Source organism: Fusobacterium varium (assembly GCA_021531615.1).
Lineage (GTDB): Bacteria > Fusobacteriota > Fusobacteriia > Fusobacteriales > Fusobacteriaceae > Fusobacterium_A > Fusobacterium_A varium_C.
In genome coordinates this window covers 1-14,523 of the sequence record JADYUE010000025.1, presented here as the reverse complement: position 1 = coordinate 14,523, position 14,523 = coordinate 1, and the positions used below count along the sequence as shown (strand labels likewise).

At 29.5% G+C, this 14,523-nt stretch carries 17 protein-coding genes; 4 read left to right on the top strand and 13 right to left on the bottom strand.

The window, feature by feature from the left end; genetic code table 11:
* Nucleotides 1-8 precede the first annotated feature (8 nt).
* Entirely contained in the window at nucleotides 9-2,270 is a 2,262-nt protein-coding gene (gene adiA, locus I6E31_08485) for an arginine decarboxylase (protein MCF2640008.1), read from the top strand.
* A gap of 411 nt (nucleotides 2,271-2,681) precedes the next feature.
* Here the strand turns inward: adiA and I6E31_08480 are convergent, their stop codons facing one another.
* From I6E31_08480 to I6E31_08420, 13 genes are all read right to left on the bottom strand, one after another.
* Nucleotides 2,682-3,332 carry a chloramphenicol acetyltransferase gene (locus I6E31_08480; protein MCF2640007.1) on the bottom strand — a complete coding sequence of 217 codons (651 nt, stop codon included), beginning with the start codon at nucleotides 3,330-3,332 and terminating at the stop codon, nucleotides 2,682-2,684.
* 12 nt (nucleotides 3,333-3,344) lie between these two features.
* Nucleotides 3,345-4,058: a DNA alkylation repair protein gene (locus tag I6E31_08475; protein MCF2640006.1), complete on the bottom strand. Its 714-nt coding sequence runs from the start codon at nucleotides 4,056-4,058 to the stop codon at nucleotides 3,345-3,347.
* A 103-nt stretch (nucleotides 4,059-4,161) separates the two neighbouring features.
* Complete coding sequence (locus I6E31_08470; GenBank protein ID MCF2640005.1) at nucleotides 4,162-4,590, bottom strand: ankyrin repeat domain-containing protein; 429 nt, start codon at nucleotides 4,588-4,590, stop codon at nucleotides 4,162-4,164.
* A 75-nt stretch (nucleotides 4,591-4,665) separates the two neighbouring features.
* Nucleotides 4,666-5,343: a tRNA1(Val) (adenine(37)-N6)-methyltransferase gene (locus I6E31_08465; protein ID MCF2640004.1), complete on the bottom strand. Its 678-nt coding sequence runs from the start codon at nucleotides 5,341-5,343 to the stop codon at nucleotides 4,666-4,668.
* Between the two features lies 1 nt (nucleotide 5,344).
* Complete coding sequence (locus I6E31_08460; protein MCF2640003.1) at nucleotides 5,345-6,280, bottom strand: stage 0 sporulation family protein; 936 nt, start codon at nucleotides 6,278-6,280, stop codon at nucleotides 5,345-5,347.
* 8 nt (nucleotides 6,281-6,288) lie between these two features.
* The gene (radC, locus tag I6E31_08455; protein MCF2640002.1) at nucleotides 6,289-6,978 is read right to left on the bottom strand and encodes a DNA repair protein RadC; all 690 of its coding nucleotides are present in this window, start codon (nucleotides 6,976-6,978) and stop codon (nucleotides 6,289-6,291) included.
* A 12-nt stretch (nucleotides 6,979-6,990) separates the two neighbouring features.
* Nucleotides 6,991-8,040 carry a nicotinate-nucleotide--dimethylbenzimidazole phosphoribosyltransferase gene (cobT, locus tag I6E31_08450; protein MCF2640001.1) on the bottom strand — a complete coding sequence of 350 codons (1,050 nt, stop codon included), beginning with the start codon at nucleotides 8,038-8,040 and terminating at the stop codon, nucleotides 6,991-6,993.
* A gap of 7 nt (nucleotides 8,041-8,047) precedes the next feature.
* On the bottom strand, nucleotides 8,048-8,632 hold the full coding sequence (locus I6E31_08445; protein MCF2640000.1) for a histidine phosphatase family protein: 585 nt from the start codon (nucleotides 8,630-8,632) through the stop codon (nucleotides 8,048-8,050).
* A 9-nt stretch (nucleotides 8,633-8,641) separates the two neighbouring features.
* Complete coding sequence (gene cobS / locus I6E31_08440) at nucleotides 8,642-9,406, bottom strand: adenosylcobinamide-GDP ribazoletransferase (protein MCF2639999.1); 765 nt, start codon at nucleotides 9,404-9,406, stop codon at nucleotides 8,642-8,644.
* Between the two features lie 21 nt (nucleotides 9,407-9,427).
* The gene (gene cobU / locus I6E31_08435; protein ID MCF2639998.1) at nucleotides 9,428-9,991 is read right to left on the bottom strand and encodes a bifunctional adenosylcobinamide kinase/adenosylcobinamide-phosphate guanylyltransferase; all 564 of its coding nucleotides are present in this window, start codon (nucleotides 9,989-9,991) and stop codon (nucleotides 9,428-9,430) included.
* Nucleotides 9,992-10,104: 113 nt separating this feature from the next.
* Nucleotides 10,105-10,944, bottom strand: a complete 840-nt coding sequence (gene rfbD, locus I6E31_08430) for a dTDP-4-dehydrorhamnose reductase (protein ID MCF2639997.1) — start codon at nucleotides 10,942-10,944, stop codon at nucleotides 10,105-10,107.
* Nucleotides 10,941-11,522 (bottom strand): dTDP-4-dehydrorhamnose 3,5-epimerase, encoded by a 582-nt coding sequence (rfbC, locus tag I6E31_08425; protein ID MCF2639996.1) that lies wholly within the window; start codon nucleotides 11,520-11,522, stop codon nucleotides 10,941-10,943. Before rfbC ends, rfbD begins: the two co-directional genes overlap by 4 nt.
* 421 nt (nucleotides 11,523-11,943) lie before the next feature.
* Nucleotides 11,944-12,246, bottom strand: a complete 303-nt coding sequence (locus I6E31_08420; protein ID MCF2639995.1) for a hypothetical protein — start codon at nucleotides 12,244-12,246, stop codon at nucleotides 11,944-11,946.
* Between the two features lie 129 nt (nucleotides 12,247-12,375).
* On the opposite strand from I6E31_08420, the gene I6E31_08415 reads away from it, so the two are divergent.
* Genes I6E31_08415 through I6E31_08405 form a run of 3 tightly spaced genes read left to right on the top strand, consistent with a single transcriptional unit; the run spans nucleotide 12,376 to nucleotide 14,317 of the window.
* Nucleotides 12,376-13,176 carry a tRNA 2-thiocytidine biosynthesis protein TtcA gene (locus tag I6E31_08415; GenBank protein MCF2639994.1) on the top strand — a complete coding sequence of 267 codons (801 nt, stop codon included), beginning with the start codon at nucleotides 12,376-12,378 and terminating at the stop codon, nucleotides 13,174-13,176.
* A 1-nt stretch (nucleotide 13,177) separates the two neighbouring features.
* Entirely contained in the window at nucleotides 13,178-13,927 is a 750-nt protein-coding gene (locus tag I6E31_08410) for a tRNA 2-thiocytidine(32) synthetase TtcA (GenBank protein ID MCF2639993.1), read from the top strand.
* 21 nt (nucleotides 13,928-13,948) lie between these two features.
* Nucleotides 13,949-14,317 carry a YccF domain-containing protein gene (locus tag I6E31_08405; GenBank protein ID MCF2639992.1) on the top strand — a complete coding sequence of 123 codons (369 nt, stop codon included), beginning with the start codon at nucleotides 13,949-13,951 and terminating at the stop codon, nucleotides 14,315-14,317.
* The last annotated feature ends 206 nt before the right edge of the window (nucleotides 14,318-14,523 follow it).

Below are 14,523 nucleotides of genomic sequence, written 5' to 3'. Positions count from 1 at the left end.
GAATCAAAATGAAAAGTTTAGAAGGAACAAAGTATAATGTACTTATCATTAAAAATAGCTTTTCAGATGAAAAATCACCTGTAGCTAAAAGAGTAAATCTTTTAAAAGATGATTTAACAGAAAGAGGAGTAAATATTATTCAAGTAAGAAATTTTCAAGAAGCTCTTGAAGAGATTTCAATTAATAAAGGAATTGATTGTTTACTTGTTGACTGGAATTTAAAACAAACATCTTTAGAAAAAGAAAATGAGCTAGTTAATTTAATTGCTACTCTTCATGAAAGACAAGAGGGAGTTCCAGTTTTTTTATTAGCTGAAAAAACTGATACTACACCCACATTAAACTCAGAAGTTTTAAATAGTATTAATGAATACCTTTGGATTTTACAAGATGATATAGATTTTATAGGTGAGAGAATATCTGAAGAGATTAAACTATATAGGGATTCTCTACTTCCACCACTTGCAAAAGCAGTATTTAATTACAATAAAACTGCTGAATATTCTTGGGCAGTTCCTGGACATCAAGGTGGTGTTGGTTTCTTAAAAACTGCTATTGGTAAAAAATTCTTTGATTTCTATGGAGAAAATCTATTTAGAACAGACTTAGGAATTGAAAGAACTGCTATTGGATCACTACTAGACCATACAGGAGCTTTCTATGAATCAGAAAAAAATATAGCTAGAATCTTTGGAGCAGATATGAGTTTTAATGTATTAGTTGGAACTTCTGGTTCAAATAGAACTGTAATTCAAGGTTGTCTTACTGATAAAGACACTGCTTTAATAGATAGAAACTGTCACAAATCAATAGAACAAGGGCTTATTATCACAGGAGCTAAACCAGTATATATGACTCCTACAAGAAATAGATATGGTATCATAGGACCTATTCTTCCAGAAACTATGAAAGAGATGGCAAAGGTAAATCCTAAATATGCAGTTGTTACTAACTGTACATATGATGGGGTTCTTTATAATACAGAAAAAATAGAAGAGATTTTATCTTCTTCTGTTGATTACCTACACTTAGATGAAGCTTGGTATGGATATGCTAGATTCTATGAAATATATAAAGATCACTTTGCTATGAGAGGAAAACCTGAAGATCACAGAAAAGATGGAGCTACAATCTTTGCTACTCAATCTACACATAAACTTTTAAATGCTCTATCTCAAGCATCATTTATCCATGTAAGAAATGGTAAAAAACCTATTGATTTAGATAGATTTAACCAATCATATATGATGCATGCTACAACTTCTCCTTTATATGCTCTTGCTGTATCTAATGATATTGGTGCTGCTATGATGGAAGGAAATGCTGGTAAATCTCTTGTTAAAGAGGTTATAAAAGAAGCTGTTGAGTTCCGTCAAGAAATTGGAAAACTATATAAAGAGTATACTTCTAAAGGAGATTGGTTCTTTAAACCTTGGAATGCTGAAAAAGTAACTGATCCTAAAACTAAAAAAGTATATAATTTTGAAAAAGCACCAAAAGAATTATTAATTGAAGAACAAGATTGTTGGGTAATGCATCCAGAAGATAAATGGCATGGATTTAAAAACTTACCTGAAAATTGGGCTATGCTAGATCCTATAAAAGTAAGCATTCTAGCTCCAGGAATGGAAGATAATGGAGAGTTAGCTGAAAATGGAGTACCTGCTGCTCTTGTTTCTGCTTACCTTGAAAAATTTGGAATTATTCCTACTAGAACAACTGATTTCCAAGTTATGTTTATATTTGCAATGGGAATAACTGAAGGAAAATGGACTACTCTTGTAAATATGTTACTATCATTTAAAAAACACTATGATAATAATACTCCTATTAAAGATATATTCCCAGATTTAGTACTTTCTTATCCTCAAGAATATGAAAATATTGGACTTCATGATTTAGGAGATAAGATGTTTAAATATTTAAAAGAAAATAATCCTGGAGCTGTTCTTAATGAAGCTTACTCTATTTTACCAAAAGTTGATATGTTACCAAGAGAAGCATATAATAATATAGTTGATAACAATGTTGAGCTTGTTCCAGCAACTAAACTTGAAGGTAGAATTGCTGCTAACTCTGTAATTCCATACCCACCTGGAATCCCTATGCTTATGTCTGGAGAAAATTTTGGTGATAAAAACAGTCCATTTATTAAATACTTAAACTCTCTTTCTCTATGGGACAAATCATTCCCAGGATTTGAACATGAAATTGAGGGAACACATGTAATAGATGGTGTTTATAATGTTCTTTGTATAAAAAACAGATAAAAAACCCCGTAGGGTGTGAGGACAGAACTGAGCTATCTGTACTTTCTCAATAGACAAATAATAATGATAAGAAATACTCCACCAAAAAGAATTGTTGTACCTCCATCAAAATTAATTGTCAGATGCTGAATTGCTACAGTCATCTCTGTACCTCCTTATAGAATTTAGAACTACTGCCTATAAGCGTGTTATTTCTTACAGACATGAAATAAGCTTCCACCAAAGTGAAAGCCTATCTCATAACACGTTTTATCTAAATTCTATAAGTCCCATACGGGTTAGTACTTTAATTATAACAAGAATATATCAAAAAGTCAAAATCATAACTAGATAAAAAGTATAAATATAAATTTTAATGATAAGTTAAATAAAAAGAGGGAAGTTTTTAAATGCTTTCCTCTTTATTTTCTACTATTTTAACCACTCATCTACTCTTTTAACAATATCTTGTATATCATTTATCAGTTTACAAGTATGGTAACCATCAGCCACAGCATGATTTGCAAATACAGAAAATGGAAGTAATATTTTTCCATCTTTTTCATAATATTTTCCAAAAGCTATTACTGGAAAAAACATATTTGATTCACTATAAGTATCATTACTATATCCAGTAAAGCTTAACCAAGGAATTGCTGAAATAGGGCAAAAATTATCTGGTTTTCCGTCTTTACTTTTTATTCCTTTAACATCTTTATATTTTTCCATATCATCAGTTACATTTTTATAAAAGATAGAAAAATCCTCTGAATATTCACTCCAAATATCTGAAAAAGTTTTATCATCATCGTGAAAAATTGTATAAGATGGATGACAAATATCCCAATAGCCTAGATTCCCATCTTTATCATAACTTATTCTAAACTCCCTGTTTTCATTTACCCCTCTTATAACTGCATATATCATAGCTGGATAAAACTTAATTTTTTTCTCTTTTACCCTCTTTAATAGATCTGTAATATCCATATCTATATTCAAATTATACTTAGCTTTTATCAAATTTTTATAATAGAAAAAATACTCCCTTCTCTCCCACTTCTCCATATCCAATTTATTAAACATAATCCACCTCTTTTATTTTTTTAAAGTTTTTACTAACTCTTTATCCTCTTTTGTAACTCTTATTGATTCTCTTATTTTCTGGATTCCCTTATTATGTACCCAAAGATCTAAACTATTATCTTTTAAAAATTCTAAAGTTCTCTCTGGAAATTTTACAAATAAAATAGATATTAACCATGCTTGAGCCATTTTTACATAATAATTTTTATTCTTGACTTGAGAACATAATTGTATAATTTCTTCTATATATTCTTTTTCCATATAGTGACTTAAAAATGTTACTAATACAAATCTAACTTTATACTCTTCCTCTGTTTTTATAAGTTTTTTTAAATAATTAAAGAAATACTCTCTATTCTTTTTTATAATTTTTAGATTAGCTACAAAACCATCACATATTCCCCAATTATCTATAAGAGGTAAAAATCTTTCAATTTCATCTTTCACAATGTTTTTATCCTCTTTTATATATCCTATTACCAACCCTCTTATTGCTATTTCTTCATAATATCCTACAATATCTTGTTCAATAAATTTTCTCCAATCTCCCTTTGCTATATTTTTGGCAATATCTTTTATTATAGGTGACCTTATTCCTATAATTTTATTATTAGTCATTACCAATTTTTTATGAAACTCTAAATATTTTTCATCTTTTAAACTTTTTAATTTCTCTATAAATTCCAAATAATTTTCTCTATTCCAATTAATACTTTTATATTCCAACTTCTCACCTCAACTCTCTTTATTAATTTATATACTCTATTTTTTAATAAAAAACAAGGTTAAATATAAAAGGGATTGCTTTTTTACAATCCCTTCTAAAATCTTAATATTCCTCTTCAAATCTTCTATGATGTGTTATCTTCTCTCTCCCTACAATAGCTGAATAATCCATTCCACTATTTTCTATCACTCTTAAAACTTTCTTTGATTTTAAAGTTGTAGCAAGGTTAAGTGCAGATCTTTGGTGATTATTTTTTATTGTTACATCTCCACCAAATTCAAGTAAAAGCTCCATTATCTCATCCATATCATTTCTTGCTGCTATATGCACTGGAGTTTCTCCATATCTGTTTTTTACATTTGGATCAGCACCATTATATACTAAAGCATCTACAAAATCATATGCTCCCTTCTCTACACAATGATGAAGTATTGTGTTTTTCTCTTCATCAATCTCTTCAATACTATCCATATCTAAGTTTTCTTTAAATCCTTCTAAATCATTTTCTTGTAAAAATTTCAAAAGTTCCATTTGACACCTCTAAAAAATATTCTCCTTTTTTAATATATTATTTTCAAAAATTCATTAAAATTTTAACTTCTCTCTTTAATAACCACACTCCTCTAAGAAAAGCGGTGGTTCTATCTCTAGTTTACACTTTTTACCTTTAAATGCCTCAACTAGAACAAGATTTGAATTTCTATCCTTAGAATAGTAAACAAATCTTACTCTCTTTAGAGAAAAGCCACAGTCCTCAAGAATTCTTGATATATCAGTGAATCTATAACTTCTATGAACTAAAGTAATACTTCCTACAGGTTTTAGCAACCTCTTAGCATTTCTTATTAAATCATAAAGATTTAATGTCAGCTCATGTCTAGCTATTGATTTACAACTTAGAATATTTTGTTTTTTCCCATCAACTTCCATGTAGGGTGGATTAGAAATTATATAGTCAAAAGTATTCCCCTTAGGGTACTCCTTCACATCATCATTTTCAATTTTTATATACTCTTCTAAATTATTTAATTTTACATTCTTTAAAGCTAGTTCACAATTTTCTTCTTGTATCTCTACACCTGTTATATCCTCTCCCTTTCCCTTTGAATATAGAAGAATAGGAATAATTCCATTCCCACAACCTATATCCAATATCTTCCCTTTTTTAGTAGGAGAAAAGAAATCTGATAATATAACAGCATCTACAGAAAATTTAAATCCATCTTTTTTTTGAATGAGCTTGTAGCCATTATTAAGCATTGTAATATCTTCATTGACTAACATTTTATTCCTTTTCAAGCTCCTTATGTTCTAACTCCTCTTGAGTTTTTTCATTTTTCAATTTATTAGCTTCTTTCTTATTAAATTTAACCTCTCCAATTTCAAATCTCATCATACCTATTGTTGCAACATCTACAAAAAGATATCCATTTAGAGGACTTATACTAATTACTTTTCCCTCTCCCTTAGGAGTTTTTACCAACTGATTTACAGCTGGATAGTGTCTCAATACCTCTTCATATTGAGCATATTCATAGTTTATACAACAAAGCAATCTTCCACATACTCCTGAAATCTTAGCTGGGTTTATAACTAAACCTTGATCTCTTGCCATCTTAATAGATACAGAGTCAAATTTATTGATAAATGTTCTACAACAAAGCTCCTTACCACAAATACCTATTGTCCCTAAAATTCTAGCCTCATCTCTTACACCTATCTGTCTTAACTCTATTCTTAATTTAAAGATATTTGCTAAATCTTTTACTAGATCTCTAAAATCTATTCTTCCTTCAGCTGTAAAATAGAATATTAACTTACTTCTGTCAAAAGTATACTCTGTTCCAACAAGTTTCATTGGAAGTTTATGATGAATTATTCTCTCTTTACAAAGCTTATTAGCTTTTGCTGATTCCTCTTTTAATTCATTGTATCTTTTTATCTCATCTTCATCAGCTTTTTTAATAACAGGTTTTAAAGGTAGTACAAGCTCTTTTTCAGGTAGCATTCTAGGTTCACCATAAACTACTCCTACCTCTTTTCCTCTAACTGTATCAACAATTACCTTGTCACCTTTTTTATACTCTGTATTATCTATAACTTCAAAATAGTATCTCTTTTTAGTTGTCTCAAACATAACTCCAAGTACATTGTACTCTTTTTTTTCAGGAGCTGGTGCTTCTACAACCTTATTCTCCTGCTCTTTTATATTTTCTTCCATTCTGCCTCCTAATATTCAATCAATCCTTCCTCTAAAAAACTAAAGTAGGAGTTTTTCGTTACTATTATATGATCTAACAGTCTAATCTCTAGCAGTTTTAAACTATCATACATATATTGAGTAAGTTCTATATCCTTTTTTGATGGAGATATATTCCCTGAAGGGTGGTTATGAGCAAATATAACTGATTTAGCTCTATTTTTTATTACCCTTTCCACTATCTCTCTTGGATATATTGCACTTTTATCTATTGTTCCAGAAAAGAGAGTCTCACTTGCTATCAATTTATTTGAAGTGTCTAAAAACAGAATTTTAAACTCCTCTCTCGGTGAATGACCAATCTCTCCTCTTAAATACGATAAAAGACTATTTTTACTTTTTATTGTTAAGATATCTTTATCCTCTATCTTCTCTCTGTATAAAGTCAGTGCTATATCCCCTATAAGTTTAAGAAATACTGCACTTCCCTCTCCAATTCCATCTACTTCTAAAAGAGATTTTATATCACTTTTAGCAATCTCATCTATTGTTCCAAACTTTTCTATTAACTCCTTTGCTATTGGTTTTACATCTTTTCTAGCAATAGAGTATGTAAGTAAAAGTTCTAAAACCTCATAATCATTAAAACCTTCTAACCCACTTTTTATATATCTTTTTCTAAGTCTTTCACGATGCCCTTCCCCTAAATTTTTTAACATAGGCAATCACTCTTAATAGAACATATCATATACTGCTGCTGGTGTTTTCATACCATTTATAATCTCAATAGCACAATCAACTATTGGATAAGCCAATACTGCTCCTGTTCCCTCTCCTAATCTCATACCCATATTAAAGAAAGCTTTTAATCCTAACTCTTCAAGAACTAGCTCCATTCCTGGCTCTTCACTCATATGAGTAGCTATTATATAATCTTTTACCTTTGGTTCTATTTTACAAGCAACTAAAGCAGCTACACTTGATATAAATCCATCTATCAACATAGGTTTTTTATATCTTGCAGCTCCTAGATACATTCCCACCATACAAGCAATATCTAATCCACCAACATGAGCTAATACATCAACTGGATCCATATTAAATGTATCATATTTTTCACAAGCTTCCATTATTACTCTTTTCTTTTTATTTAAAGCATCATCTGTAAGTCCTGAACCTCTTCCAACAATTCTATCAATATTCCCTTTTGTAAATGAATACAAAATAGCTGAACTTGTTGAAGTATTTCCTATTCCCATCTCTCCATTTGAGAATATATCAAAATCTTTTTTACTCTCTATCATCTCAATTCCAACAAAGATAGCTTTTAAACACTCCTCTTGTGTCATTGCAGGTTCTACATAAAAATCCTTCGTTCCTAACATAACAGGTTTTCTGTATAGGTTTGGATAATCTCTAGGTACAGTGTCTTTAATTCCAATATCTATAAGATTAAAATCTATTCCTAATTTTTTTGTTAATAATCCTATTGCAGCTATTCTATTTAACATAGCCTCTGATACTAAACGTGTATACTCCAATGGACATGATGCAACTCCTTGAGCTACTATTCCATTATCTGCTGCTGCTACAATGTGACATCTATTAGGCACTTGCTTAACAGGATAGCCACCTATTCCTGCTAATTTTACTGCTATCTCCTCTAAAGTTCCCAAACTTCCTTGAGGTTTCATCTTTCTATCTAACTCTTCTTGAGCAAGTTTTATAGCCTCTTGATCTGCTCCTGTTATCTCACTTAAAAATTTTTTTAGTCTTTCCATCTTTTTATCACCCTATATTTAGTCCTTTTAATATTGGAAAATCATCTGCAAATTCAATCACACAGATTCCACCATTTTCCATACTATATTTCCAATAACTTTCTAATTTATCTGAAAAATACCAACTCAATATGCAGTTAATCACTCCCCAGTGAGTAACTACTAAATTATTCTTTGTTTTATCTAAGCTCTCTACAAATTCAATTGCTCTCCTTTGTAGTACTTCAAGACTTTCGCCAGTAATATAATCAAAAGTTTTCCACTCCTCTTGACTTTTTTTAGACTCTGCTGGATATTTTTCTAAAATCTCTTTATAACTTAACCCCTCAAATATTCCAAAATCTATCTCTTCCAATCTCCTGTCTAATTTTATAGGAAGATCTAAATAATTTACAATCTCAGCAGTTTCTGCTGCTCTTTTCAAATCACTTGAATAGATAAAATCATATTTATATCTATTTTTTAGTAACTCTCTTGTATTTTTACACTGCTCTTTTCCTGTTTCATTTAAACTTGGATCTAACTTTCCAAAGAATATTCCATCAACATTCATTTGAGTTTGTCCATGTCTAACTAATATTAGTTTTCCCAATATTATCACCTATCTAGCTAAAATATACATACCTAACATTGCAATTATCTCAGATATTTCAACAACTGCTCCTAAAGTATCCCCTGTTATTCCGCCTATTTTTCTAGTCATAAGCTTAGCAAATAGATATCCTAAGATCATAACAACTGGAATAACTATCAAAATCTCATATGGAATTGCAAATAGATAAGCTGCTCCTCCTACAAAGATTGCAGTTATAATTGTAGCTATTGATACAGCTAATCCATCAGTATGATCAACAAATGTTTTTCCCATTCCAGTAGCCCTTGCATAAGGTGCTGATCCACAATTTACAACACTATTAAGTCTTGCTATAACTGGTGATAGTAAAAGCATTATAGGCATAATTACTGGTGAATTATTTGATGCCTCTACTAATAGTGCCACTTTCAAAAAGAAATAAAGAATAAGAACAAGCCCACCATTTGTACCAAGTCTTGAATCTTTCATTATATCTAACATTTTTTGCTTACTTCTATAACTAAATATTCCATCAAATGTATCTGCTAACCCATCAAGATGAAGTCCTCCAGTTAATACAACTTCAATTATTACTAAAAGAACTGCCATTACCATTGGTGAATAGATAACATAACCTAATAGCCAAAAAGCTGCAAAAAGAACTAAACCTATTACCATTCCAACTACTGGAAAAAATCTCATCCCTTTTCCCAATTCATCAGAATCAAATTTAGGATCAAATCCTATAGGAAGTCTAGTCATAAATCTAAAAAGTAAAATTAACCCTTTCATTAAATCCTCCTAAAATCTTATCTATTTTAATTGCATTTTTAGTCCTGATACTAGTAGATATGCCTCATCTGCTTTAGCTGCTGCAATTTGATTCATACGTCCACATATATCTCTAAAATATCTTCCTAAAGGGTAAGCTGGAACTACTCCCATTCCTATCTCATTAGAAACAATTACTAAATCTTGATCTTGAGTTTTTATAAAGTCTAAAAACTCTTCAACCTCTTTTTTTATCCCATTTTCTATTAAAGTCAGTTGAGAATCTGGCATATTATCCCAATCATACTCTTTCTCCATTATCATAAGATTAGTTACCATATTTGTGAGGCAATCTAATAAAATTACTCCACCTTTTTTCATATGAGGTTTTACCAATTCCACTACATTCTTATATCCCTCTACTGTTGTCCAATTTTCTCCTCTTTGCTCCCTATGCTTTCTTACTCTTGCTCTCATCTCATCATCAAAAACAATAGCAGTAGCCAGATATATTCTATCCTCATATCCTTTATCAAAAATATATTTTTCTGCATGACTACTTTTACCACTTCGAGAACCACCAGTGAAATATATTATTCTTCCCACTTTTTCATCTCCTCTGCTCTTTCAATATTGATAATTATATCATATTTTGGAATATTTTACACATATTTTATAATTAACAAAACCCCTATTTTAGTTTATTTTATAGATTTTTTCTACTCCATTTCTTCTAAAAATCTATCAATTCCATTTTCCCATGAAGGTATCTTTTTACCTATCGCTTTTTCTAATTTTGAGCTATCTAACTTTGTATACTCTGCCCTTTGAGCTTTCAAATTAAAATCCTTTGTCTTAGCTCTATTCAGTTTTCCTTGCCATCCTATTTTATCTAAAACATATTTTCCTTGATCATATTTACTTGCTTCTCCTGTATTTGAAAGATGATACAAACCATACTTTTTAGTTTTTATCAGTTCCCAACTATAATAAGCTAGATCCTTTGAATATGTTGGTGATGAGATTTGATCATCAACTATTGATAGCTCATCTTTACTTTTACTCCAATTAATTACTTGCTTATTAAAATTATTATTAGCTATTCCAAATACCCAAGATGTCCTTACTACAAAACTATCTGGTTTTACTTTAAAAACTTCCTTTTCTCCCTCATATTTGCTTTTTCCATAAATTGATAGAGGATTAGAAATATCCTCTTCTGTATATGGAGCTTTTTTCTCTCCATCAAATACAAAATCTGTTGAATAAGTTATATAATCAGCTCCTATCTCTTTTGCTACTATTGCTAAATCTCTTGGAGCATATGTATTCAATTTTTTACAAAATTCAACTTCATCTTCAGCTTTATCAACATTGTTATAGGCAGCACAATTTATTATAAGAGTAATATTTTTATTCTTTACAAACTCCCTTACCTTTTTTATATCTGTAATATCTAACTCATCTCTATCTGTTGCTATATACTCTTTTTTTAATTCATCAAATAACCTTTGAAAATCATAACCTAATTGTCCATTAGCTCCTGTTATTAATATCATCTTTTCTCTCCTGCCTTATTTATATACTCTCTAAAAGATTGGTGCCTTTTATCTTTTTCTGAAAAAATTAGATCTTCCTTTTTTAAATTATATTTTTTTAACTCCCAATCTATATTTAATTCACTATCATCCCATATAATTCCTGATTCATATTCTGGATAGTAATAATCATTGCATTTATACAAACACTCAGCCTCTTCTGTTATAGTCAAAAATCCATGTGCAAAATTTTTAGGAATATATAACATTCTCTTATTTTCCTCTGTTAACTCTACCTTTATACTTTTCCCAAAAGTTGAACTATCTTCTCTTAAATCAACTGCTATATCTAAAACTCCACCTTTAATTACTCTTATCAATTTCCCTTGAGAATGCTCAGTTTGAAAATGTAATCCTCTCAATACTCCTTTTCTTGATTTAGAATGGTTATCTTGTACAAATTCATCTAATATTCCTATTTCCTGAAAATCTCTTTTATTATATGATTCAAAAAAGAATCCTCTCTCATCACCAAAAATAGTTGGTTCAATAATATATACTCCCTCTATCTCTGTTTTTATTCTCTTTAATTTACCCATTTTTTTCTCCTTAATTACTTAATCTATTTTATTATAGCACAAATTAATATATCTATAAAAATAATAAAAGGAGTTATTGTAAACTAATAAATATTTATCAGTTTATTAACTCCTATATAAATTTATTAAACTATAATTTGTTTTTTCTCCTAATATCAGCTAAAATGAAATTTGGAGAAGAATATTAGAGAGAGTTACGAAATCTGACGCTAAAAATTCCGACGTGTTTGAGACGAAGTCGAGTTTCGGAATTTTAGTCAGATGAGTTTTACTCTCTCTTTATTCTTTGACATGGAATTTAGCTGATATTTAAAATATAAGTTTTGATAACTTAACTTGATTAATAATCGCTAATGCAAAGGTACTTTGTCAAAAACTAACGATACATTAGAGAATCTAGCTTAGCTAGATAAATTATAATTTATTTATCAAACTCTAAAATCGCTTTCTCTGTAATAACTTTTACATTAGAATAGTCCATATCATTACTACAACAGCTGCCACATGAACTACAATTTCTTCCTTCACAACTTCCACTACCACAACTGTTACTTTGTCTAGCTTGATAGTCAGAATATGATTCTAAATACCCTTCTTTTTCTAAAGTTATATATGAATTTTTCAACTCCTCTTCACTTATACCTAAGTTCTTCATAATAGCATTATCACTATATACAGCTGCTGAAAGAAGAAATTTTATCACTTTTTTATCTATCTCATTCATAATTTTTATCCTTTCTTAATTTTGTATAATGCCTATTATACCATACATTTTTATTTTAATAAAAGAATTATAATACTAGACATAAATAGTGAAAAATATTATAATATACTATCAAAAAAGGAGGAGTCAATGAAAAAAGGAGAAATAGCATTAGAAAGTTTAAGAACAACATATAGAAAAAAAATATGGACTAAATTTGTAAAAGCTGTTAAAGATTTTAATTTAATAGAGGATGGAGATAGAATTGCTGTGGGAGTTTCTGGAGGTAAAGATAGTTTACTTCTGTGTAAACTTTTTCAAGAGATGAAAAGAGATAGAAGTAAAAATTTTGAAGTTGCATTTATCTCAATGAATCCAGGGTTTCAAGCTATGGATATGGCTCAATTTAAAGCTAACTTAGAAGAGTTAGATATCCCTTGTGAAGTTTTTGAGGCAAATGTATGGGAGATAGCTTTTAAAGAGGATCCAGAAAAACCTTGTTTCCTTTGTGCTAAAATGAGAAGAGGAGTTCTATATAATAAGGTTGAAGAGTTAGGATATAATAAACTTGCTCTTGGACACCACTTTGATGATGTAGTTGAAACAACTCTGATTAATATGTTTTATGCAGGAACTGTTAAAACTATGATACCTAAAGTAAAATCTACAAGTGGAAAAATGGAATTGATTAGACCTATGGTATATATTAAAGAGAAGGATATTATCGCTTTTACTCAAAAAAATGAGATAATGGCTATGGGATGTGGTTGCCCTGTAGAATCTGGGAAGGTAGACTCTAAAAGAAGAGAGATTAAAAATCTTTTAAAAACTATGGAATTAACTAACCCTAATATTAAACAAAGTATATTTAATTCTATGAAAAATATAAATCTTGACTATATTTTAGGATATACTAGGGGAAATAAAAGCGATAATAAAGTTGAGGAATAAGATGGAAAAAAAAGAGAATATTTTAAGCTATATAGAGGGAAAAAACTTCAGTAAAACTATTTGGAGCCCTGTTGGTAAAGCTATGCACACATACAATATGATTGAAGAGGGAGATAGAATTGCTGTAGGAGTTTCTGGTGGTAAAGATAGCCTTACTACTTTAAATGCCCTTGTTAGAATTCAAAAAATAGCAAATATAGATTTTGAAATTATCCCTATCCATATTCATCCAAATATAGATAGAGCTTCTTTTGACTCTATAAAAGAATATTGTGAAAAATTAGGTTTAAAACTTCAAGTGGAACATACTAATCTAAATGATATGCTCTTTGGAGAAAAAGAGGTAAAAAATCCCTGTTTCCTTTGTGGAAGAATAAGAAGAGGAATTTTATACAGAATGATGAAGGAGCAAAATATCAACAAACTTGCTCTTGGACATCATAAAGATGATATTATTGAAACTTTCTTAATGAATGTTTTCTATCAAGGAAATATGAAGATGATGAAACCTTGTTATGAATCTGAAGAGTATGGAGTTAAAGTTATACGTCCATTAGCTTTTGTTGAGGAGAAAGATATTATTAGATATGTTAATAAATTGGAACTACCAGTTGTAAAATCTGATTGTCCCTATGAAGTTAGTGAAAATTCTAGAAGATTAAGGGTTAAAAACTTAATCAAAGATTTAGCTAAAGAAAATAAAGATGTCAGAAGTGTTGTTTTTAATAGTATTCGTGATTTACTAAAATAAATACATACAAGGAGGTTTTTTATGAGCTTACTTTTAAACATTATTTGGTTATTTTTAGGTGGATTAGTTTTAGCTTTTGAATGGTTAATTGCTGGAATTATTAGTATTATTTTCATAATTACAATTCCTTTTTCAAGAGGATGTTTTGAAATGGCAGGATCTTGCTTAATGCCTTTTGGTAAAGAGGTAGTTTTAAAAACTGATCTTGGAGAGCCACCAAGACCTATTTCAGCTTTCTTCTGGATTATCTTTTTTGGAATTTGGTTGGCTATTTCACATATTATTGCTGGTATATGTCAATGTGTAACTATTATTGGAATTCCTTTGGGTATTCAGAATTTTAAACTTGCTCAAGTAGCATTTAATCCTTATAAATATACTTTAAGATAGAAAAAATAAGAAAAAAAGAGAGTTATAAATTATAACTCTCTTTTTTAGGGTGTATAATTTTTGGTGTTGGTACTTAAATGTATTAACACCTTTTTTACTTTTTTTTCAAAAAAAAGATGAGACAAGTAAATTTTCCTGTTAAAATTAAGTCGCCAAACAAAATATAAGGAGGTCGTTTACTTGTCTCAAATCTATTCTATCAAAAA